The organism is Jezberella sp., from assembly GCF_964834465.1.
Window position 1 is genome coordinate 195,283 of record NZ_CBAZRM010000004.1, and the last position, 21,175, is coordinate 216,457.

Here is a 21,175-nt window from a genome sequence, read left to right on the forward strand (position 1 = left end):
GAAGCAAGTCAAGGCGACGACTTTTAAACGGTCTTGAAGTGTCCTCTGATGTAATGAACCAAATCAGGCCCGTCTAGTTTTTCTGTCGCTGCCTGAGTTCTGACATAGAAATCTTTACCGTCGACATAAACCTCGGCAGGGGCGGCCTTGCAATCTATCTTCAAGACCATCTTGTCGTCGCATTCAACCAAACCATACGTGATGAATGAATGAAATTGAGGCGCGATTCGAGACTCAATCGTGGCTTGCGCCGACGATAGCAATTTGTCGTCAGACTTATGTAACTTGGCGACTTCTTTTTCTATGCCGGTTAATTGCCCATCGCTGGTGAGACCAATCAGCAGTGCGCCACCTGAGGTGTTTAAAAACGCCGCCACGGTGGTGACCGACAAATCTTCAACCGCTTTCTCTTTGGTCTGCTTGGTCACGTTTAAGCTAAAGGTTGGCTGAAACTCGACGTTCACCGACTGTCCGGCATACGTGTACTTTTTGACAATTTCATATTCTGTGAGATGGTTCCACACGTCGATGATGGTTTGAACTTTGCCCTTCAGAAAATAGTGACCATCGGTGCCCAGTAAACAGTTTTTGATGTCAACCGCGATGTTTTTTACTTGATCTTTTGCTTGATCGACGAGCTCAAGACTGTGAATGATGTTTCGTTGTACCTCAAGGGAAGGCACTGGGATTCTGATTGACGGCATGACGCTCAGCGCGGTGCCTTCAGCGCTAGCGCCGTTAGCTGACTGACGTTCGGCTTTTTCGTCGTGATAGCTCAGCAACTCGCGACCTATATTTGAGGTGACAAAGTAATAGAAGTATTTTGGGTCAATTAACCCTTCATCCATATCTAGCAAATAATTATTTGTATGTGCGTTCGGATAACCCACCTGCACGGTCGCAAAGGACAAATAGACTTTGCCTGTTAAAAATAGATGCCCGTGCCTATCCGTGGCAGCCACGAGCACTTGATTGCTCGAGATCTCGCCGCGCTTATTTGCCGATTTTTTTGTCAGCAACTGACAATGTTTCGTGAGATCAGCAACCGCCACCATCGGGGTAGGCTGAAAGCCATTTTCTAATCGACTGATCGCTTGATCTAAATCAATCGAGTTTGAATCAACGTTGGCCATTGCTGCAGAATCGTTATTAAGCATATCTGATCCACCCGGGAGTCGTGTTTGCTTATTATTGCCTGATTCTGACCTTGCTGGTGCCGATGAAAGGAATCGAACCCTCGACCTTCTCATTACGAATGAGCTGCTCTACCGTCTGAGCTACATCGGCACAGCCGAAAATTATATCAGAGCTGCGATAGTCGCTTGGTCTACAATAATCGTGTTGTCTGATGAGCTTGTTCTGCGCCTCGGCGTGCAAACTGTCACAATTTATGCTATAGTTTCGCGCTTAGTCCTAGTGACTATTCCCTGATAGCTCAGTCGGTAGAGCGACGGACTGTTAATCCGCAGGTCCCTGGTTCGAGTCCAGGTCGGGGAGCCAATATTCAAGAGCCTCACAGCGATGTGGGGCTTTTTGTTTTGCTCCGCAATTCTGGGTTTGCGGCTCTACCCCATAACGGGGGATGAGCAACTTCAACGTGCGTTGACGCGTAACCGACCCACCACGCCAGTCGGGAAGTAATAAACAGATAAGACAAACAAGAGCCCAAGCCACAACAGCCAACGGTCTGGTGACAATAAGGCAGACAGCATCGGGATTGCCACCGTCGCTTCACTGGCAATCTTCAACAGGTCTTGTAAATAGCTCTGGGCGAGCAAAAACAGGGCTGAACCAACAACGGCGCCATAGACAGTACCCATGCCGCCGATGACAACAATCAGCAAGACGTCCATCATGATTTCAAAACTCAACGATGTGTCCGGCCCGTTGTAGCGTAGCCAGATAGCAAGCATGGCGCCCGCGACACAAGCAAACAGCGCAGAAATGACGCTTGAGAGCGTTCGATAAACCACCACCCGATAGCCAATGGCCTCTGCACGAAATTCATTTTCGCGGATGGCCTGCAGCACCCTGCCAAAAGGCGAATTAACGATGCGAAGCATCAAGAGCATCATGATCAACGCAACGACGAAAAGCAGGTAGTAGCAAAGCAATCGGCCAGTGATATCTACCCCCCAGAAAGGATCAGGCAAAAACTCAGTCCCTGGCAACAAGGCTTTGGGCAATTTAAAGCTCAAACCGTCTTCGCCACCTGTGAAATCGGATAATTGGGATGCCAGCGTCTGAAACGCTGAGGCAATTGCCAGCGTAATCATGGCAAAGAAAATGGCTCGAACACGCAGCGAAAATAAACCAATCAACAGCGACAATACAAAGGAGAGGGTAAGGGCCAGCGCAAGGCCTGAAGCTAACGAACCCCAAGTAGGCCCCCAGATGTTGGACGCAATCGCAATGCCATAGGCACCAATACCGAAAAACATGGTGTGAGCAAAGCTAACAATGCCTGTAAATCCAAGGATCAGATCAAACCCCGCCACCAGCACAATAAAAATCAAGATTTTGGCCGCTACCGAAAGTGCTTTGACCCCGGGAAAGATAAAAGGGGCAAGCAAGAGGCTGAGCACAATGAACGCAAGCAAGGCCGTCAATATTCGACTGCGCGGCAGATCGTTCGACAAGAGACGTTTAAACATGTGCGTTAACTCATCGTTTAGCGGCGTATAAGCCTTGCGGCCGCCACAGCAGAATCACTGCCATTAAAAAGATATTCGAAAACAGAGCCAACTTTGGGGCTAGAAACCCCGTGTAGTTGGCCATGAGTCCGACAAGCAAAGCGCCGATCAAGGCCCCGCCAGTAGAGCCTAAGCCACCAATGATGATCACAATAAAGATGAGCACATTCACTTGTGTTCCGATTTGAACCACCACACTTTGTTGATACAGACCCCACATGACCCCGCCAAGGCCCGCAAGCGCACTGCCCGTCACAAACACGCCGATAAACAATCGTTTGATGTGATAGCCGAGGGATTCGACCATTTCGCGGTCTTGTACGCCCGCCCGAACCAGCAAGCCAAGCTTGGTTCGACTGAGCACCCAGCTCTGCGATCCAAACACCAATAAGCCGATCGCGACCGCGATGAGTCGATATTTTTCGATCGAAGCGCCGCCCACGATCAATGAACCACGCAGTGACACAGGCAAGGGAAGTGCAATTTGCAGAGGCCCCCAGACGACTTTAATGAGTTCTTCGCCGATGATCATCCCGCCCATGGTGATCAGAATCTGCTTGAGATGCTGACCGTAGACTGGCCGCACGATGAGTCGTTCAAACACGAGTCCAACAGCGGCGGCGACACTCATTGCAACGAGCATCGCGGCGAGCAAAGCCACCATGTTTTGCCACCAAAATCCGGATGCTGACCAGTTGCCCATCGCACCCATCACGGTAGTCGCCACAAAAGCGCCCACAGCGATAAAAAGCCCATGACCAAAGTTAAGGACATCCATTAAACCAAACACCAGCGTCAGACCCGACGCTGTAATAAAAATGATCATACCCATCGCTAATCCGGCAACCGTTAAGGTCGCCCATGTGGCGCTTGACGGGATCAATGGCCAGACCGCCAAAGCAAGCAGCGGCACAAGCAACAGAGGCCATAGGTCGCGATCTGCGGCAAGACGACGGGATAGCTTCATAAACACAAACCCAGCAAAGACTGTTGCAAGGCGGTGTCTTCTGCTAGCGCCTGCATTTGCCCGGTATAAACGATTCGACCGTTATCCATCACGGCAACCGTGTCCCCCAATTGCTGAGCGAAATGTATGTTCTGTTCGACCAGCAAAATGGTCACCCCACTGGTTTTTAGATGCTTGAACGCGTCGATCATGTTGTTGATGATGGCGGGTGCTAGTCCTTTGCTTGGCTCATCAATAATGAGCAAATCCTTTGGCTCTATGATCGCTCGTGAAACGGCTAGCATTTGCTTTTGCCCACCTGATAGCTTGCCAGCTGGGTGGTTCCAGAATTTTTCAATGGCCGGAAAACAACCCAAAATCCATTGCAAGCGAGATTCATCGATCTGAGCAACCGTGTTGGCATGGCGGGCAGCAAGCAGCATGTTTTCCTTCACGGTTAGATCCGAAAAGATCCCCATATTTTCGGGGACATAGGCGATGCTTTTTTGTGCAATGTCAGGTGTTTGTAAAGCAGTGATGTCTTGGTCTGCAAAACAGATACGCCCTTGGCTCGATCTCCAAAGGCCCATGATGGTACGAAGTGTTGTTGTTTTTCCAGCGCCATTGCGACCAAGCAGCATGGTCAGCTCGCCTTTGGGCACAGTCAGATCAACACCATGAAGAATGTGATACGCCCCAATATGCGTGTGAACGTCAGCCAGCGTTAATAAGCTCTTATTCATACCGGCGTGACCGCTTTGCCGAGGTAGGCCTCTTGCACGACGGTTGATGCCATGACTTCAGCAGGCAGTCCATCGGCAACGAGCGTCCCATTGTGTAAAACGATGATCCGGTCTGCTAGTTCTCGCACCACGTCAAGCTTGTGTTCAACCAGCAAAATCGTTTTGGATCGGTCTTTTTTGAGTTCACGAATCAAGTCCAGAATAATCGGTGCCTCGTCATGGCTCATCCCAGCCGTGGGTTCGTCGAACAAATAGACACTTGGGTCCAACGCCATCAGCATCGCTACTTCGAGTTTACGTTGAGCGCCATGGGCGAGGCTTGAAACGATGGTTGCCTGTTGTGCAGTCATCGACACTTGATCCAAAATCTCTTGGGCTCGCTCAGTCAATCGTTGGTGGTCGCTCCAGATGTGCCACAAATCTAAACCGTGTCGATGAGGTCCGGTGTTGATCGCTTGAACGGCGAGGCGCACGTTCTCGAGCACCGACAAGTTCGGAAACAAGTTTGTCAGTTGAAAGGCTCGCCCCAGACCTGCCCTCGTTCGGGCAGGAGCGGACAGGGGAGTGATATTTTTACCATTGAGAAATACCATCCCGTCGGTCGCAGGCAACTGACCTGAAATAAGGTTAAAAAAGGTCGTTTTGCCTGCACCGTTGGGGCCCACGATGGCAATGAGTTCTCCTGGCGTGAAGGTACAAGACACTGCATTGACAGCGACATGACCGCCAAAACGAACAGTGAGTGCTCGGGTTTCTAGCATGAGAAATAAAGAGATCAGCGGTTATTTCGGACGGGGATATCCATGTCTTGGGGCTTGATTTCACGCACCAGCTCAGGGATGCCCCATGCCACTGCGGGATCTGCTTTTATTTTGAAGTGGTACATGCTTTGCAGGGCTTGGTGGTCTTCTTTGCGGAAAATCATCGGGCCTTTGGGTGTATCGAAACTCATGCCTTCCATGGTTTGAATCAACTTCGTCGTATTCGTATCACCATTGGTCTTTTTCAAAGCAGTGACAACAGCCATCGCAGCCGAGAAACCACCCGCAGTGAAAAAGTCTGGTGGCGCTTTGAATTGACTGGTGTGCCGCTCGACCAGGGCGTCATTCACGGGGTTCTTCGGTAGGTCATAGTAGTAATAGGTCGCACCTTCCATGCCGGGGAACTGCTTGTAAGCGACCATTGCTGGCAGAATATTGCCTCCGGTAGCAATTTCAATGTCAAAACGCTTCAAATCCATATCTGCAATCTTGAATGGGTTACCGCCCGCCCAGATGATGAAAATAACTTTGCGGCCAGGTTGATCTTTTAATTTGTCGATCATGCGCTGCGCACCAGCCGTGAAGTCAGTCGTCGCGGGTGGAAGATATTCTTCGTGAATGATTTTTGCTTTTTTGATGGCCTCTTTAAAGGCCTTTACGCCGTCTCGACCAAAGGCTGAATCTTGCGCCATGGTCACCATGGTGACCCCCTCCTTATCCAGCGCAACGGCATTTGAAATCGCATCTTGGCTGCTATTGCGCCCCGTTCTGAAAATATATTTGTTCCATTTGTCGCCAGTAATTGAATCGGCGACAGCGGGTTCAACCAGCAAAATCTTTTTGTACTCTTCGGCGACCGGTAACATCGCTAAAGCAACGGGAGAGGCGGTCGGGCCGACCGCCAGATCTACCTTGTCGTCCCCATACGCGGCAGCAAGCTGGTTCTTACCCAAGTCCGGTTTGCCTTGATCGTCCTTCTCGATGACAACAATTTTTCGACCATTGATCATCATGGATCCAGCAGTCGCATACTCAAGGCCCATCATGAAGCCGGTCTGGGTCTGTTTGCCGTAGGCTTCCAACGGACCTGTCTTGCTGTAAATATGGGCAATCTTGATATCCTGTGCCATGGCCGAGGTTGCGACACACAGCGAGAAACCTACGAGGGCGCACCGTTGTCTGAGGGGGCGATGTTGCATGGTGTCTCCGATCTTGAGTTAGAAGCCCAATGAATTGTTTAGCAGTTAAACAATCCGAGCCGATTATAGGTAATTAGGGTGACGACAGTCGCCTTTGCATCCTATCGTAAACCATTGAATGCGCTGGCTTCTCTGGGTGACTACAGGTTTAGTTGAGCCACTTGTCAACGATACGTGTGTATTCTCCCGACGATTTGCTCAGATGCAACCAGGTGTCAAACCATGCTTTCATCGGCAGGTCGCCGCGAGGCAAGAGATAAGTCATCTCTCCATATTGCAAGGGTTTGTCTGGGTTGATTGCGCACAGCGACGGTTTAGCCTTTGCCTGAACAATCGCCTCGACGGACTCTGAAATCATCACATCAGCATTGCCTTTGACAATCTCATCGAAGATAGTGACGTTGTCATTGAAGACGTTGATGGAAGCGCTAGCTAAGTTAGCGCGCACGAATTTTTCGTTGCTGCCTCCCGGATTGGTGATCACTCTGACGGATGGTTTGTTCATATCAGCCACCGACTGAAACTTTTTTGCATTCGTGCACAAGGCAATGGGGGTCTTGCCGTTGACCATGTAGGCCGTCATAAAGCCGACTCGCTTTGCGCGATCTGTGGATGTCGAAATCCCCCCGACGGCGATATCGCACTTTTCGCTGAAGTCAGCGAGCAAGTTTGGCCAAGATGTTTTGACCATATCAATCTGTACACCCAAGGACTTGGCAGCAGACTGGATCAGATCAATATCGAGACCTTCAAACGTGCCATCGGGCTTGGCTAAAGAAAAGGGTTTGTAATCGCCCGGTGAGCAGACGCGTAATTTGCCGGATTTCAGTACTTCATCGAGCCGTGAACTTGATTGGGCGAGCGTGGGGCCGCTGGCGATGATTCCCGTAAGCAGGCAAGTGGCAAGGATTATTTTTTTCATGGTCGGTGGTCCAGTATCAGTAATAAGCGATTAGATGCACTTTTGGTTTTGGCTTAAGTTGACAAGTTTAAACAAAATCTAAAAAAGTCAAAGAACAGCGCTGGGTTGCCCCCAGCGTCTGCATAGACGTCGACCATCATTTCCCTCTGCGCAGCCATTTGTATATCATGAGACATTATGTCCAAATTTGGTGTGAACTCAATGAAGTCAAGAGCAGCGGTTGCATTTGGTCCCGGGCAGGCATTGCAGATGGTAGAAATTGATGTTGCACCGCCAAAGAAAGGCGAAGTGCTGGTCAAGATCACCCATACGGGCGTCTGCCACACCGATGCGTTTACGCTGTCGGGCGATGATCCCGAAGGGATATTTCCTGCAGTGCTCGGTCACGAGGGCGCTGGGGTTGTTGTGGAAGTGGGCGAGGGCGTTACCAGTGTCAGTGCGGGCGATCATGTGATTCCGCTCTACACGGCAGAGTGTCGTGCTTGCAAGTTTTGTTTATCAGGCAAGACCAACCTTTGCCAGGCGATTCGGGCAACACAAGGTAAAGGGTTGATGCCCGATGGCACCACACGTTTCTCATACCAAGGCAAGCCCATCTATCACTACATGGGCACAAGCACGTTCAGCGAGTACACCGTTGTCGCTGAAATTTCATTAGCAAAAATCAATCCGGCGGCTGAGCACGAGAAAGTCTGCCTGTTAGGCTGTGGGGTGACCACGGGGCTGGGTGCTGTTCAAAATACGGCGAAAGTCAAAGCAGGGGATACGGTTGCCGTATTTGGTTTAGGCGGCATAGGTTTGGCAGTTGTTCAAGGGGCAAAATTAGTCAAGGCTGGTCGCATCATTGGTGTGGATACAAATCCTGACAAGTTTGCGTTAGCGACGGTCATGGGGGCAACTGAATGTATCAATCCGAAAGATCACGATCGGCCGATACAGGAAGTCATTGCTGCAATGACAGATGGAGGGGTTGATTTCAGTTTTGAGTGCATTGGCAATGTTGAGGTGATGCGCTCGGCCTTGGAAGCATGTCATAAAGGTTGGGGTGAAAGCATCATCATCGGTGTGGCGGGCGCTGGTCAAGAAATCCGAACACGGCCATTCCAGTTGGTCACGGGCCGCGTCTGGCGTGGCTCTGCTTTCGGTGGGGTCAAAGGGCGCACCCAATTGCCTGGGATGGTTGAACGCGCGATGGCGGGCGAGATAGATCTTGATCCCTTTGTGACTCACACCATGCCACTTGAGCAGATCAACGAGGCCTTCGATTTGATGCACGCCGGTAAATCCATCCGAACTGTCATTCACTACGACTAGCTTTTGACACTGAAAGGCGCTCGGTCAAGTGCGCTGGCGCCCAACGGGCTCTTGACCTTGCGTCGGTTCAAACGTGACGTCTCAGCTGACGAGGTAACTAACAATCGCGCCGCAGGATAAGGTCGCGAGGGTTCCTGCGACGATAGTCCTCACCCCAAGTTCTAGAATGTTTTTCCGGTGGCTGGGCGCCATGGCGGTCATGCCACCAATTAAAATGCCCAGGCTTCCTAAGTTGGCAAAACCGCACATGGCATAGGTCAAAATGATTCGGCTTTTTGCAGAGAGAGCCGCCTCAGGTAAGTCGGCCATATCGATGTAAGCAACTAGTTCGTTTAACACCGTTTTGGTACCCAGCAGAGAACCCGCCACGAGTGACTCGCTCCAGGGGATACCGATGAGCCAAGCGAGAGGTGCCATCACATAGCCCAAAAGCCGTTGTAAGGTGACATGCTCAGCGCCAAACGGTACCCAACTTAAGAGCTCGTTGACAAGTGTCACGAGCGAGATAAAAACGATGAGCGTACCGCCGATTTGCACGATCGTGTGTAATCCCTCAGACGTTGCCCTGACGATGGCGTCAAAGCTATTCGTGTCAATCTGCTGAATCTGAACGGGTAAGTCACCCGCGCCTTTTTCTGAAGGCACCATCAGCGCTGAGAAGGCTAGTGCGGCAGGGGCACTGACAAACGAGGCGATGAGGATATGCCCCAGCGCATCAGGCACACGCTCTGAGAGGATGCCCGCGTATAACGCCATCACTGAACCAGCGACCCCAGACATACCGACAGCCATCACCGCAAACAAATCGCCTCTGGAGAGTCGTTTGAGATACGGTTTGATGAGCAGGGGGGCTTCGACCATGCCGAGAAATACGTTGGCAGCGGTGGATAGCCCAACGGTCCCGCTGACGTTCATGATTTTTTCGAGAACGATTGAAAACAACTTGACCAAGCGAGGCAAAACACCCCAATGGAACAACAGGGCAGACAGCACACTCATGAGTAACACGATGGGCAGTGCTTGAAATGCAAGAATAAAGGAAGAACCCGATCCAGACGCAGTGAAAGGAGATGGCGCCCCGCCCAGATAGCCGAAGACCGCGCTGGTACCACTTCTGGTCGCTGTCAACAGGCTTTGCATCACATCGTTTAAGCCGGCAATCATGGTTTTCAACACGGCGATCTTGAAAAACATGATGGTAAAGACGGTTTGTAAGGCCACGCCACCAATGACCGTGTGCCAACGAATAGCTTTTCGATTTTCAGAGATTAACCAGGCGATGCCTAGCAACATTGCATAACCAAATACTGCTTTGGCAAGTTCACTCATGAGTAATGCCCATTTTTGGCGTGACCGATAAAATTGAAAGTATCCGCACTGTAATGGACGAAGCGGGGGGCACGCAAACCAACACGTCCCCGCGGCAAAGCATTTCATTGGATTCATTCTTGGGCAATGTTCGCTTCTTGAATGACTTTTGCCCATTTTGCGATTTCATTGTTGAGATAAGTTGATACTGCTTCTGGCGTAGAACCTGCAATTTCAATGCCTTGCTCGCGCAACTTTGCCTTTAGCTCGGGATCAAGCAACACTGTATTTACCTCCGCATTTAAGCGGTCAATGATCGGTTGAGCCGTGCCTGTTGGTGCAAAAAATGCGTAGGCTGCAACCGAGTCAAAACCCGCAAATCCGGATTCTGCAATGGTGGGTACCTCTGGTAAGAGAGGCGAGCGATCGAGCATCGTGACTGCTAAGGCTTTGATTTTCCCAGACTTAATGAGTGGGATATAAGGTGGGATGTTATCTAGCGTCATCGTGACTCGACCGGTGATCAAATCTGGGATCAGCATCGTTGTCCCCTTGTAGGGGATATGTAAGACCTTGAGTTGAGCAGCCGTTTTAAACATTTCGCACGTGAGATGAATCTGACCGCCGGTCCCAGATGATCCACAGGTGAACTCGTCGGGATGGGCACGGGCGTCAGCGACCAGTTCGGCAAGGTTCTTGGCTGGGTTGTCTGCACTGACCAAGACAGCATTGCCGATCGTCCCTGTACGCGAGATGGGCGTAAGATCTTTTCTCAAGTTTCTCTAATATCTTTTGCTGACGCGAGTGGATCAGGGACACCATTTGGCCCTTCGGGATTGACATAAATCAATCCCATCTGCACTGCGGCGAGAGGGTTTTCTAACTGACGGTTGCCTGTATAACGGGTATCGCCAAGCCACGTGACTTCAGGCCCCCAATACGTCGGATCTGTGTGCCAGGCGTCTTCGCGTCCACCACCAAAGCCGATGATCTTCAGCCCCATCGACTGCAGTGCGATCGTTCCTGCCAAGACAATCAAATCGGCCCACGACAGCTTTTCTGCATATTTTTGTTTAATGGGCCAAAGCAAACGTCGTGCCTTATCCAGATTGACGTTATCGGGCCAACTGTTGAGCGGAGCAAAGCGCTGGGCACCACTCGCCGCGCCACCAGTCTTGTGAGGTTGTCATCAAAAGATTCAAATCTTGAATGACAGCAGTCAGCTCTAGGCGCTTGAAGGCGGATGCGTAATCAAAGTGTTGACCGATGGGGCACGAGAATGCAGAAGATTGACTCAAAGCCGTCAAATCCAGTTGCTGTGGCCACCAATCCTGGCTGGTTCGCACTTTATGATTGCCTGTCGAAAAGGGGCAGGAGGATGCTGAGGTCATGGTTTTCGCCTTTAGCGCTAAACGGTTAACTCGGTAAGCACTCAGAGTAGGGGGGCTCGGGTAGGCGGGTCTGTCTGTTATCAGACAGTCGGCTCGGTTGAGGGTCGGTAGGGTTGAGAGCCAAACGATACTGGTGTATAACACCCATACAGACAATAGCGAAATAAACGCAGACAATAACGAGACGGGGCAAACAACATGCAAGCAACTTCACTCAGAGGCAACAATGGCCCTCGTTACCGGCATACGTTGCAAGACAACGGGCCGTATAAGGCCATCAGGGTTGAAAAACTCACACCGATTATTGGTGCCGAGATTTTTGAGGTTGATTTGTCGCAAACATTGTCTGAGCAGCAACAGCTTGAGATTCACCGGGCGTTAGCTGAAAATCAAGTGATTTTTTTTAGAAATCAAGACATCACCAAAGAACAACATTTGGCGTTTGGGCAACTGTTTGGCGATTTACATATTCATCCCGCCGCCCCGCATGTCGAAGGTCTGCCCGCGCTGATGAAAATCCACGCCGATGAGCATTCAAACCGCGCGAACGGCGAAGGGTGGCACACCGATGTGAGTTGCGACGAACAACCACCCATGGGCAGCATTCTGCATATTCATACTTGCCCACCGTATGGCGGCGATACGCTGTTCGCCAGCATGTACGCTGCCTATGACGCTTTGTCTGATCGGATGAAAATCTATTTAGAGGGATTGAGCGCTTTTCACGACGGCGAACCAGTCTATAGAGGCACTTATAAAAACTTTGGTGTCGCTGATAAAGAGGTTTATCCCCATGCTGAGCACCCTGTGGTCAGAACGCATCCCGTGACAGGGCGAAAAGCGTTGTACGTCAATCGCGGTTTTACCAGCCATTTGATTGGTGTACCTGCTGACGAGAGTGCAGGGGTGCTGCGATATCTTTTCGATCATCTTGAGAACTCGTTATTTCAGTGTCGCTTTCGCTGGCAGAAGAATTCAATCGCGTTTTGGGATAACCGCTGCGTTCAACATCGGGCCATGTGGGATTATTGGCCAAATACTCGCAGCGGGCATCGGGTCACCATCGCAGGTGAGCGACCCTTTTAAGGGGTTCTCGTCGTCGTTTTTTAAACGGCATTGAGATGGCGTCTCGGATTAGACGTGATAATGTCCGGTGATTCGTGTCATTGACCCGCCTCCGAAGATGACGCGAATGCCGTGCTCGAGGTCAGGGATCGTCGCTAGGCGGATGATGTTGGGGTTTGAACGTTCTGCATTTTGTTCGATACGGATCGCAGAACCATCCCACTTGCCACTGCGATGCAGGTGGTAACCCAAGGCTGCGTTACCAGACCCAGTCGCGGGATCTTCCAGATAGCCAAACGTCGCTGCAAACACTCGCGATCTGATTTGATTCAACGGATCGGCGGTATCAGTCGTAAAAATGGTAACGACATCGAGATCAAACTTTTGGCAGAAACTTAAAACCGCGTCAAAATCAGGTTGCAGTTCGATCACGTCGACCATTGATTTCAGGGGAATACACAGGGTTTGATTGCCAGCGTTAACCAACCCGAGTGGTATGGATTGATCGATTTGATCTAAGCGCACGTTCATGGCGGCGCAAATTTCTGCTAAACCGGCTTGAACTGTCGTGTATGCCGGTGTCGGTGCGTGAATAAAGACGGCATCCTGCTGTCGTACTCTATTTTCAACCGGTAAAACGCCTTTGTTGGTGTGTAATTGAATCACTGCCTGTTGTGCAAGCACTGGGTCTGTCTTGATTAAGTCATACATCATCCCAACGGTGGCGTGCCCACAGAATTGCACCTCTCGCTCTGACGAGAAATAGCGGACGCTGAAAACCCCCGGTGTCATTTGCGAGAGAAATGCCACTTCGCTGACGAAACCTTTCAAGTCTTTGGCAATACGTTGCATCTGTTGGTCACTGATTTTTATACTCCTGTGTGTTTTACGATTGGGCTTTTGGGCTTAGCTCGCTGACTTTGTTGATGGCAAGGCGATCCCAATGGCGTTCTCCAGGTTTGAATCCTCAGCCACACCAGAGTAGCTGGCCCCGTGCGTCAAAAATACGATCATATTGCAAATAGACCTTCAGGCCCTGATCGCCGATTGCGTGATGACCTGAACGTTGGACGCGAATGGGCAGAGATTATTTCGATTGAACCAACAAATCGAACGTACAATCGTCGCAAGATAAACAGCGATTGATCAACATGAACACACGACTAAATAGCCTTGCAACGTCCAACATCCATTTAATCGGCGGAGAAAAGGGTGGCGTGGGTAAATCCATGGTCGCTCGGCTGGTGGCTCAATTTCTGATTGATCGCCGGATGCCTTTCGTCGGATTCGACACTGATCGTTCGCACGGTGCGTTGCTGCGGTTTTATGGCGATTATGCATCCCCCATCTTGATCGACCGCTATGAGGCACTCGATAGCATCATTGAGGCCGCCGTCGCGCAACCTGGTTGGCGCGTTCTGGTTGATTTGGCTGCACAGACCCATGAACCACTGATGCGCTGGATGGACGAATCTGGCGTGCTGGGCATGGCCGACGAATCAGGCTTTGCGCTGAATTATTGGCATGTCATGGATTCGGGACGCGACTCTGTCGATTTATTGGCTCGCGTTTTCGATCGTTTTGGTGATCGGGTTGGTCATGTGGTGGTGCTGAATCAATTGCGCGGCAATGATTTTAGTTTGCTGGAAAAGTCCGGCGAACTCGAACGTGCGACAGCACTCGGTGCGAAGGTGATTACGCTTCGACACCTACATGACGCCGCTGCCCAAAAAATTGATCGTCAAAACAGCAGCTTCTGGTCTGCTCAGCACTCAGCCACAGCCGAAACCGGTCTTGGTTTGATGGATAGGCAACGGATCAAACTATGGCTAAATCATGCCTACTCAGAATTGCTCAAAGCAGAAATTTGAACGAGGTATTTCGCGCGTTGAGTAGATGCACGATTATCCGCCAGGCGCATACACCGGTCCATAACCATACGGATAAGGTGCGGGATAAGAAGGGTAGGGTGCGGGATATGATCGGTAGTAGTAGGGATAAGACGGGTCTGCGATTGCGCCGCCAAGAATTGCACCTGAGAGCAGACCAAAGCCAAAGCTAGCCCCACCGTCATAGCCGCCATTGCCTCGGTAGTCACGGTTGTTGTGATACCCATAGTCTGGGTGATTGTTGTTTCCTTCCTGGTGACCCTCAGATTGTGAGGCGCCTGTGAATCCGAGGGCTATGCTAGCGCTCAGCAAGACCATGAGTGCTTTAACGTGTTGTGTGTTCATGAGAGTTACTCCAGTTTACTGGTTAGACATGTGCGTTGAATGCATATGTTCATGCCGGAAGGATGATTCACTCCAGAACATGTCAAAAATGGTTTGTTGGTCTTATCGGTGACGCAGTGCGGGTGATTGAAGCGCTGCGCGGTCTAGGGTTCAAATTCTCTGTGGATGATTTTGGTTCTGGCTATTCGTCATTGACTTATTTAAGAAAGATCCCCTTTGATACGATCAAGATTGATCAAGATTTTGTGCTTAACGACGGGCTAAATGAACGAAATGCCGATATCGTTAGGGCCATCATTGAACTCGCTCGAATTTTCAAACGGCAAGTCATCGCAGAGGGTGTTGAAACCATTGAGGCTGGCACGACGCTCATCGAAATGGGGTGTGCAAACGATGCGAATCCGCCTATCGTGACGTCAGTTGAATCGAGCTAATTCGACATTCATGAGATGGCGAATCTCGGGCGCCATTTCACTAGGGGTCAAACCAATCGGTCCACCATTTTTCTGCACGAGTTGATCCCCAGCGGTGGCGTGTAGTTCAACCGCTAAACACGCAGCATCCCAAAGGCTGAGTCTATCGGATACCCCTTGCGCCACGACGCCCGTGAGGCTGCCGGTGAGTATGTCTCCCATGCCAGCGACTGCCATCCCGGGGTTCCCTTGTAGACATTTAACCGTCTCGTGCCCTGGTGCGGCGATCAGTGTGTGATGTCCTTTAAGAACAACCACGGCGTTGGTCGCTTGAACGAGCGCATGAACAGCTGATTCGCGATCGTGCTGAATCTCAGTGGTGTTGCATGCGAGTAGCCGCGCAGCTTCGCCGGGATGAGGGGTCAGTACGGTTCCGCGCACTCGTTGCTTTACCTGCGCTAACAAGTGTGGGTTGGCCGATAGCAAATTGAGCCCGTCTGCGTCGATAATCAACGGGCCATCCCATTGCAGTGCCGCCGAGAGCCATTGTTTAGCGTGAGCGCTCGAGCCCATCCCCGGCCCGATGCCGATTACTGCAGGCTCAATCTGCCGTAAGGCCTCAAGCGCAAGGCATTGTGTGGCATCGTGCATCATGAGTTCCGGTTGTTCAGGAACAAGGTGTGCGCTAAGTGAGTCTAGCATCATCAAGACGGTCAAGCCCGCGCCACTATAGAGGGCGCCTCTGCCCGCCAGCACCAAAGCACCAGCCATGGTCGGTGCCCCACCGACTAAAAGGGCTTTGCCGTTGTTGCCTTTGTGGGCCGCTGGTTCTCGGCGAAGATGGCGCATATAACCAAAGGCGTCGAGCGTTTTCATCGGCGTATCCAAAGAGGGCTTATGGCCACTTTAACTGATGACCTGTGTTCTGTGCGAGCCGTACAACGTCATCAGGGCTATCTACATCAATGACGTAGTGTTGGTTAGATGACGACCACTGATGTACACGATCACGATTGGCAGCGCGCCATTGCTTTCCACCCACGTTGGCATCACCGTCGAGCATTTCTTGCTTGACGCTCGCACTAAAGATCACCGGATTGCCCGGAGAGCCATCAACGTAGGGTGCAACTAAGTCACGGCCCCGCGGGCGTTGTTGATAGGCGTTGAGCAAGTCTTGAATATCTTGTGACTGAATGAGTGGCTGATCCGCCAGTGCGACAATGACCGCCTCAACCCCGACAGGCAAGGCGTTTAGACCAAGTCGCAATGAGGAAATTTGTCCGTCATCCGGGTTAGGGTTACGGATGAGTAAAACAGGGAATCCTTTAAGGCGAGGTTCAATTTGTTGCGCATAGTGTCCCGACACTACGACGATTTCGCCGATCCCTGCCTTTAAAAGCGCTGTCAACTGACGTTCAATCAACGATATCCCGTCAAGTTCGAGAAGGCATTTCGGACGTCGCCCCATCCGCGTGGCTGAGCCAGCCGCAAGCACGATAGCGCCTATCATGATTTCAGATCGCGCATGCTTGCTGGACGATGATGAAGCCTTTAACGACCAAATCCATGCGCTAAAACGATGGTGGTCGTTACTGTAGCTTCGTTTTGTTGGTTACAGGTCACGTTGACCTCAGACCAAGAGTTCAGTCTGATGACCCCGTGCTTTCGGTCCTTTGCCAAGGCAGAAAACCCAATGGTTCTCACCAGTTTATTCATCGTGATAGTTTCTTGAAGCACGGCGGTGTCAGAAACATCGTCAGGGATAATGATTTCACTGAACCGTTGATCAGTCTTTACGTTTTCGATCGTGGTTAACAAACAGCTAACGATTTCGGGTCGCTCGCCTTTGACAACCAATTCACGAAAAACCCGATCAGTGTGTTTGCCGCTGTTACCACCTTTGGCACCTACATCCGACGTCTCGATGACGAGAAAGGTAGCTAAACACAAAAGGAAAGCAGTCGGGACGAATGATTTGTTGACTCTGCGCATCGGTGATTTGCTAATCATGAGACACCCAAAGTTGTTTGCCAGATTCATCGCGTAGTTCAGACCATACGGTTTCAATTTGCTGAATCAGTTTTTGATTTTCTAGCGGCAAGAGGTTGTTCTGTTGAGCGATCACTTGCCCGTGGTGATAGATCCAGTGCATGAACTCGATAGTGCTTTTAGTTTTACTTTGGGCGCCGCTCGTTTTATGGATTAAGCCATATGAGACAGCGAGGATTGGCCAGCAATCTTTGCCGCGCACATCCACCAAAATCTCGTAAAAACTATTTCGAGCCCACTCTAGTCGTTGGCTCGCTGCTTTGATCGAATCCAAATTAGCTTCAACAAACTCGCCGCTGCTGTTTTTCAAGGTAATACGCGAGATGTTGGCGCTGACCGCTTGCCCATATTCTAGATAACCAATACTGCCAATCGTCTCTTGCACACTTTGCTTCATGCCAGATCCGCTTTTTACACCTGCGCCTTTGATCGGCCAATTCAAGCGAGAGCCAATGCCCGCTGTGCGGCTCCATGTCTCACTATTTTTTGCCAGGTAGTACGTGAAGGTGTAACTGGTACCCGAGTTGTCTGCGCGATGAAACGGCACGATCGCGGTGTGTGGTAGGTGAATGCTTGGGTTGTTTGCGATGATCTCCTGATCATCCCAATAGGTGATTTTGCCAAGATAGATGTCCGCCAGTACTGAAGCCGATAATTTCAACGGGCGGTCACCAGCAGCTGGCAAATGATAGATCGGTACCACCGCGCTGATTGAGAGCGGGAATTGAATTAAATCGTCATGGGACAGATCAGCCGCCGTCAGTGGGATATCGCTCACCCCAAAATCAACCGAGCGAGTGGTGATGCTGCGTATCCCTTCGCCTGAACTAGAGGGCAAGTAGGTGACTTGCAAGGGATTCTGAGACTGAGCGGCGAATGCTTTTGACCAGTCCTGTACGATCGCAGAGGCCAGTGAAGACCCGGCACCGACGATGCTGTTGTCGGCTGCAAAAGCGCTGATATGCAGGTAGCTACAACTGAAGACGATAAGCAAATTTAGAAAACGCACGACAGATTCTCTCGTTGAGGCGAACACGACGGGGTCTAAGCAACCCGTGTTGTTTGTACAAGCTGACGAGCTTTGTACCATGTATTTTTGCAGATCATTGTCAAATTGAGTGATGTCCCGAGGTGCTTCATCAGCGTCCAACCCTGATCGAAAGCACGATGAATAGTTGACACCCCATTTGACTGAAAAAGCCTTAGTTTCAACTGTTCTATTTTTACTGGCTAACGCTCGAAGATCGCCTCGGGTAGCAGCGCGCTGACGCAGACGTTTGGCAGGTCGACGGCGTTGCTGATGCGCAGATCAACAGCCAGTGAGCAGATGACATAAGCTTGTTCGCGACTAAAGCCTCGCTCGCCCAGCAAGGCGATCATCTCTAGGACGGCGTTTCTGGCCGCGAGCGTCAGATCTTCACAACCCTGAGTACCGTCAGCATGGATGGGTAGCCCTGTGGTTGCCACGAAGTTGTGCGGCGCTGCCCACTCAGGTGCGGCAAAATATCCTGGATGCGAAAACCGTGGAAAACGCATCTTGCGGCGCGTTGCTTCACCTTTCAATAGGTGAAAGCGGACAATCGCTGTGGCACCCATTTCAATTGCGGTGATGCAGCACTCAGAGTCGCCTTGCGCGTAATGGGCATCGCCAGTTGAAAATAGGGCGCCAGCGACCCCGACAGGCAATTGCAGTCTCGAGCCGCGCGTCAGTTGTTTGATATCAGCGTTGCCACCATTCTCTCTGGGTGGCATCGTTCTCAAGCCCTCGCTTGCGAGCGGTTCAACGCTAGGGACTGCGTCTTGCGAGTCGGGCAACAGTGCAATCCCACCACGGCGTACCAGATCAGCTTCGCGTGCCGTCCAAAGACGCATCTGTTCATGAGAGGGCGCCACGCCAGCTGTACCCATAAAGATCCCTTCCGGGATTCGAACGCCCGGTATTTGCGGGGATCGGGCAAATTTTCCATCGACATGCCAATGCGCGAGAAATTCAGCGTCGAACACCTCACGCAAAAACCCAACGCCGGGTCGAATGACCGTCCAACCATAAGGCTGTGGGGTCATCTCAACGAATTCAACTTCAAGGATGTCGCCAGGCTCAGCCCCTTTGACAAAGACCGGGCCAGTCAGAGGGTGCCCCGCTTTTTTGTCATTCTTTGCTAAATCTTGAAATGACATATCAGGCTTGACCTGCCCGTCTGCGGCATCACGCGTTTCAAGCAAGATATCTTCACCAGGCGCCACTTCGACGATAGGTTCAATATCAGGATGCCAGCGGTTATGGCCAGTGCCTGGGTCATCGCGCAAGCGACGGTCGCGATGGATGCGAATGGATTTCAAAAGAAACTCTCGTGAAAGTGAAGACTCGAAAACCGAACCACATTTGTGATTACTCAAATCTTAACAGCCGGATGATCGGTGAATGATGCAAAAACCTAGGGTTAATCCTAATGTTTCTGTAACACAACTTCGTTTAAATAACATTAAAAAAGTCTTAAATTCGGCGAAAAAATAGTTAACTATTGTTAACTGCTGCACCCATCGTTGCAAACCTCTCGTAATATCTGCGCCAAGTCTTTCTCAAGAAGACCAAGAGTGGTGAAGGTTAGCTCGCCAATTTAAAAAATATAGCCAGTCGACGGCCATGTGCTGAGGGACTGGCAGGGAGTTTCTTACATGATGCAGTTTGTAAAACGTCAAACCATGACGACATGGATTTTGGTCTGTTTGGTGCTTGGCCTTGTCGTGGGCTACCTAGTGCATGAGGGATTGCCAAACCCCAAAGAGGCGCAGGTCGTCTCGGGTTATATCAATATAGTGACGACCGTGTTTTTGCGCTTGATCAAGATGATCATTGCCCCCTTGGTATTTTCGACCTTGGTGGTTGGCATTGGTCACTTGGGCGACACCAAATCGGTTGGTCGTATCGGTGCCAAGGCGCTTGCCTGGTTTGTCACGGCCTCACTCGCTTCACTGATGCTTGGTCTGTTGTTAGCGAATTGGCTTCGTCCAGGCGTGGGCATTCAACTGGCCCTGCCGGACGTGACTGCGAGTTCAGGTCTGAAGGCGACGGCATTTACACTGGCTGCGTTTGTTGAGCACTTGGTACCCAAGTCTGTTGCCGAAGCGATGGCGACCAACGAAATTCTGCAAATCGTTGTGTTTTCTATTTTCTTTGGGACCGCAATCAGTGCCCTGGGTGCCAAGGCAAAGGTCTTGCTCGAAACGATTGAAGGGCTTGCCGATGTGATGTTACGCATCACTGGTGCCATCATGTACATGGCGCCGCTTGCCGTGTTTGCTGCGACAGCATCCATAGTGACGACACAGGGGATTGCGGTGATGATCCCCTTGGCTAAGTTCATGGCCAGCTTCTACTTTGGTCTGATTGTGTTGTGGGCGCTGTTGATTTTTGCGGGCTACCTGTTTATTGGCAAACGGGTGTTCACCCTGGTGAAACTCGTGAGAGAGCCTTTCTTGCTGGCGTTTTCGACAGCATCTTCAGAAGCCGCTTACCCCAAAATTCTCGAGGCACTCGACAAATTTGGTATCAAACGTAAGATCAGCAGCTTTGTGATGCCGTTGGGTTACTCGTTCAACCTCGATGGTTCGATGATGTATTGCACGTTTGCAGTACTCTTCATCGCGCAAGCTTATGGGATCGATTTGCCGATTGGTACACAGATCACCATGTTGCTTTTGCTGATGCTGACTTCGAAAGGGATGGCTGGTGTCCCACGTGCGTCGCTGGTGGTTATTGCGGCAACGTTGAATCAGTTCAACATCCCCGAGGCTGGTTTGCTCTTGATCATGGGCGTTGACACGTTCTTGGATATGGGCCGGTCTGCAACTAACGCAGTGGGTAACTCGATTGCAACTGCTGTTGTGGCAAAGTTTGAAAACGGCTACGACGACGAAACTCAACAAAATCATCATGAGTCATTAAAAGCAGCTGCTTAATGAACGTGCATGGTTAACACTGATGATGAAAGCGGCTGGTTAATGCGTGGTGGTACCGAGTAAAATATAATGTAGATGGGCCAGGCCTCAACGTCTGGCCCTTTTTTATGGCAAAGCGCTTTGCTGAAAAAGAATTCTGTATCGCGTGAAAGTAGTAGAACAGTGAGAGCATTTAGG

Annotated in this window: 21 protein-coding genes, 2 tRNA genes and 1 pseudogene; 6 read left to right on the top strand and 18 right to left on the bottom strand. The window is 50.9% G+C overall.

Annotated features, from left to right (window positions below; genetic code table 11):
- Nucleotides 1–23: 23 nt before the first annotated feature.
- Nucleotides 24–1,157, bottom strand: a complete 1,134-nt coding sequence (locus tag AC1W8Y_RS04605) for an RNA-binding domain-containing protein (RefSeq protein ID WP_482013291.1) — start codon at nucleotides 1,155–1,157, stop codon at nucleotides 24–26.
- A 54-nt stretch (nucleotides 1,158–1,211) separates the two neighbouring features.
- Nucleotides 1,212–1,287, bottom strand: a tRNA-Thr gene (locus AC1W8Y_RS04610).
- 137 nt (nucleotides 1,288–1,424) lie between these two features.
- Between AC1W8Y_RS04610 and AC1W8Y_RS04615 the strand changes: the two genes are divergently transcribed.
- Nucleotides 1,425–1,500: transfer RNA gene (locus tag AC1W8Y_RS04615), tRNA-Asn, on the top strand.
- A gap of 92 nt (nucleotides 1,501–1,592) precedes the next feature.
- Here the strand turns inward: AC1W8Y_RS04615 and AC1W8Y_RS04620 are convergent.
- The 6 genes from AC1W8Y_RS04620 to AC1W8Y_RS04645 all read right to left on the bottom strand — a co-directional run bounded on the left by AC1W8Y_RS04620 (nucleotide 1,593) and on the right by AC1W8Y_RS04645 (nucleotide 7,264).
- Entirely contained in the window at nucleotides 1,593–2,654 is a 1,062-nt protein-coding gene (locus AC1W8Y_RS04620) for a branched-chain amino acid ABC transporter permease (RefSeq protein ID WP_482013292.1), read from the bottom strand.
- A gap of 10 nt (nucleotides 2,655–2,664) precedes the next feature.
- Nucleotides 2,665–3,660, bottom strand: coding sequence for a branched-chain amino acid ABC transporter permease (locus AC1W8Y_RS04625; RefSeq protein WP_482013293.1), 996 nt, complete (start codon nucleotides 3,658–3,660; stop codon nucleotides 2,665–2,667).
- Entirely contained in the window at nucleotides 3,657–4,382 is a 726-nt protein-coding gene (locus AC1W8Y_RS04630; RefSeq protein ID WP_482013294.1) for an ABC transporter ATP-binding protein, read from the bottom strand. Before AC1W8Y_RS04630 ends, AC1W8Y_RS04625 begins: the two co-directional genes overlap by 4 nt.
- The gene (locus AC1W8Y_RS04635; RefSeq protein ID WP_482013295.1) at nucleotides 4,379–5,143 is read right to left on the bottom strand and encodes an ABC transporter ATP-binding protein; all 765 of its coding nucleotides are present in this window, start codon (nucleotides 5,141–5,143) and stop codon (nucleotides 4,379–4,381) included. The genes AC1W8Y_RS04630 and AC1W8Y_RS04635 overlap by 4 nt, the downstream gene beginning before the upstream one ends.
- Before the next feature lie 14 nt (nucleotides 5,144–5,157).
- Nucleotides 5,158–6,342, bottom strand: coding sequence for a substrate-binding domain-containing protein (locus tag AC1W8Y_RS04640; RefSeq protein ID WP_482013296.1), 1,185 nt, complete (start codon nucleotides 6,340–6,342; stop codon nucleotides 5,158–5,160).
- A gap of 148 nt (nucleotides 6,343–6,490) precedes the next feature.
- The gene (locus AC1W8Y_RS04645; RefSeq protein ID WP_482013297.1) at nucleotides 6,491–7,264 is read right to left on the bottom strand and encodes a transporter substrate-binding domain-containing protein; all 774 of its coding nucleotides are present in this window, start codon (nucleotides 7,262–7,264) and stop codon (nucleotides 6,491–6,493) included.
- Nucleotides 7,265–7,465: 201 nt separating this feature from the next.
- Between AC1W8Y_RS04645 and AC1W8Y_RS04650 the strand changes: the two genes are divergently transcribed.
- Entirely contained in the window at nucleotides 7,466–8,578 is a 1,113-nt protein-coding gene (locus AC1W8Y_RS04650; RefSeq protein ID WP_482013336.1) for an S-(hydroxymethyl)glutathione dehydrogenase/class III alcohol dehydrogenase, read from the top strand.
- Between the two features lie 81 nt (nucleotides 8,579–8,659).
- Here AC1W8Y_RS04650 and AC1W8Y_RS04655 read toward each other — a convergent pair whose 3' ends face one another.
- The 3 genes and pseudogenes from AC1W8Y_RS04655 to AC1W8Y_RS04665 all read right to left on the bottom strand — a co-directional run.
- The gene (locus AC1W8Y_RS04655; RefSeq protein ID WP_482013298.1) at nucleotides 8,660–9,907 is read right to left on the bottom strand and encodes a NupC/NupG family nucleoside CNT transporter; all 1,248 of its coding nucleotides are present in this window, start codon (nucleotides 9,905–9,907) and stop codon (nucleotides 8,660–8,662) included.
- A 113-nt stretch (nucleotides 9,908–10,020) separates the two neighbouring features.
- Nucleotides 10,021–10,662, bottom strand: a complete 642-nt coding sequence (locus tag AC1W8Y_RS04660; RefSeq protein ID WP_482013299.1) for a tripartite tricarboxylate transporter substrate-binding protein — start codon at nucleotides 10,660–10,662, stop codon at nucleotides 10,021–10,023.
- Nucleotides 10,662–11,277 (bottom strand): annotated as a pseudogene (locus AC1W8Y_RS04665) (peroxidase family protein); the annotation flags it as partial. The gene AC1W8Y_RS04660 and the pseudogene AC1W8Y_RS04665, both read right to left, overlap by 1 nt.
- A gap of 198 nt (nucleotides 11,278–11,475) precedes the next feature.
- On the opposite strand from AC1W8Y_RS04665, the gene AC1W8Y_RS04670 reads away from it, so the two are divergent.
- Nucleotides 11,476–12,363, top strand: a complete 888-nt coding sequence (locus AC1W8Y_RS04670) for a TauD/TfdA dioxygenase family protein (protein ID WP_482013300.1) — start codon at nucleotides 11,476–11,478, stop codon at nucleotides 12,361–12,363.
- A 48-nt stretch (nucleotides 12,364–12,411) separates the two neighbouring features.
- Here AC1W8Y_RS04670 and AC1W8Y_RS04675 read toward each other — a convergent pair whose 3' ends face one another.
- A complete protein-coding gene (locus tag AC1W8Y_RS04675) occupies nucleotides 12,412–13,215 on the bottom strand; it encodes a PhzF family phenazine biosynthesis protein (protein WP_482013337.1) in 804 nt (267 codons plus the stop codon).
- Between the two features lie 278 nt (nucleotides 13,216–13,493).
- Between AC1W8Y_RS04675 and AC1W8Y_RS04680 the strand changes: the two genes are divergently transcribed.
- Entirely contained in the window at nucleotides 13,494–14,213 is a 720-nt protein-coding gene (locus AC1W8Y_RS04680) for a P-loop NTPase family protein (RefSeq protein WP_482013301.1), read from the top strand.
- 33 nt (nucleotides 14,214–14,246) lie between these two features.
- Here AC1W8Y_RS04680 and AC1W8Y_RS04685 read toward each other — a convergent pair whose 3' ends face one another.
- Complete coding sequence (locus tag AC1W8Y_RS04685) at nucleotides 14,247–14,576, bottom strand: hypothetical protein (RefSeq protein WP_482013302.1); 330 nt, start codon at nucleotides 14,574–14,576, stop codon at nucleotides 14,247–14,249.
- Nucleotides 14,577–14,692: 116 nt separating this feature from the next.
- Between AC1W8Y_RS04685 and AC1W8Y_RS04690 the strand changes: the two genes are divergently transcribed.
- Nucleotides 14,693–15,010 (top strand): EAL domain-containing protein, encoded by a 318-nt coding sequence (locus AC1W8Y_RS04690; RefSeq protein ID WP_482013303.1) that lies wholly within the window; start codon nucleotides 14,693–14,695, stop codon nucleotides 15,008–15,010.
- Here the strand turns inward: AC1W8Y_RS04690 and AC1W8Y_RS04695 are convergent.
- From AC1W8Y_RS04695 to AC1W8Y_RS04715, 5 genes are all read right to left on the bottom strand, one after another.
- A complete protein-coding gene (locus AC1W8Y_RS04695; RefSeq protein WP_482013304.1) occupies nucleotides 14,993–15,865 on the bottom strand; it encodes an NAD(P)H-hydrate dehydratase in 873 nt (290 codons plus the stop codon). The two genes, AC1W8Y_RS04690 and AC1W8Y_RS04695, sit on opposite strands and share 18 nt — an antisense overlap.
- A gap of 19 nt (nucleotides 15,866–15,884) precedes the next feature.
- The gene (locus tag AC1W8Y_RS04700; RefSeq protein WP_482013305.1) at nucleotides 15,885–16,499 is read right to left on the bottom strand and encodes a nucleotidyltransferase family protein; all 615 of its coding nucleotides are present in this window, start codon (nucleotides 16,497–16,499) and stop codon (nucleotides 15,885–15,887) included.
- Between the two features lie 41 nt (nucleotides 16,500–16,540).
- Nucleotides 16,541–16,999, bottom strand: coding sequence for a hypothetical protein (locus AC1W8Y_RS04705; protein WP_482013306.1), 459 nt, complete (start codon nucleotides 16,997–16,999; stop codon nucleotides 16,541–16,543).
- The gene (pstS, locus tag AC1W8Y_RS04710) at nucleotides 16,992–18,047 is read right to left on the bottom strand and encodes a phosphate ABC transporter substrate-binding protein PstS (RefSeq protein ID WP_482013307.1); all 1,056 of its coding nucleotides are present in this window, start codon (nucleotides 18,045–18,047) and stop codon (nucleotides 16,992–16,994) included. Before pstS ends, AC1W8Y_RS04705 begins: the two co-directional genes overlap by 8 nt.
- 221 nt (nucleotides 18,048–18,268) lie before the next feature.
- Entirely contained in the window at nucleotides 18,269–19,378 is a 1,110-nt protein-coding gene (locus AC1W8Y_RS04715) for an acetamidase/formamidase family protein (protein WP_482013308.1), read from the bottom strand.
- Between the two features lie 339 nt (nucleotides 19,379–19,717).
- Here AC1W8Y_RS04715 and AC1W8Y_RS04720 point away from each other — a divergent pair, with 339 nt between their 5' ends.
- Nucleotides 19,718–20,998, top strand: coding sequence for a dicarboxylate/amino acid:cation symporter (locus tag AC1W8Y_RS04720; RefSeq protein WP_482013338.1), 1,281 nt, complete (start codon nucleotides 19,718–19,720; stop codon nucleotides 20,996–20,998).
- Nucleotides 20,999–21,175 lie beyond the last annotated feature (177 nt).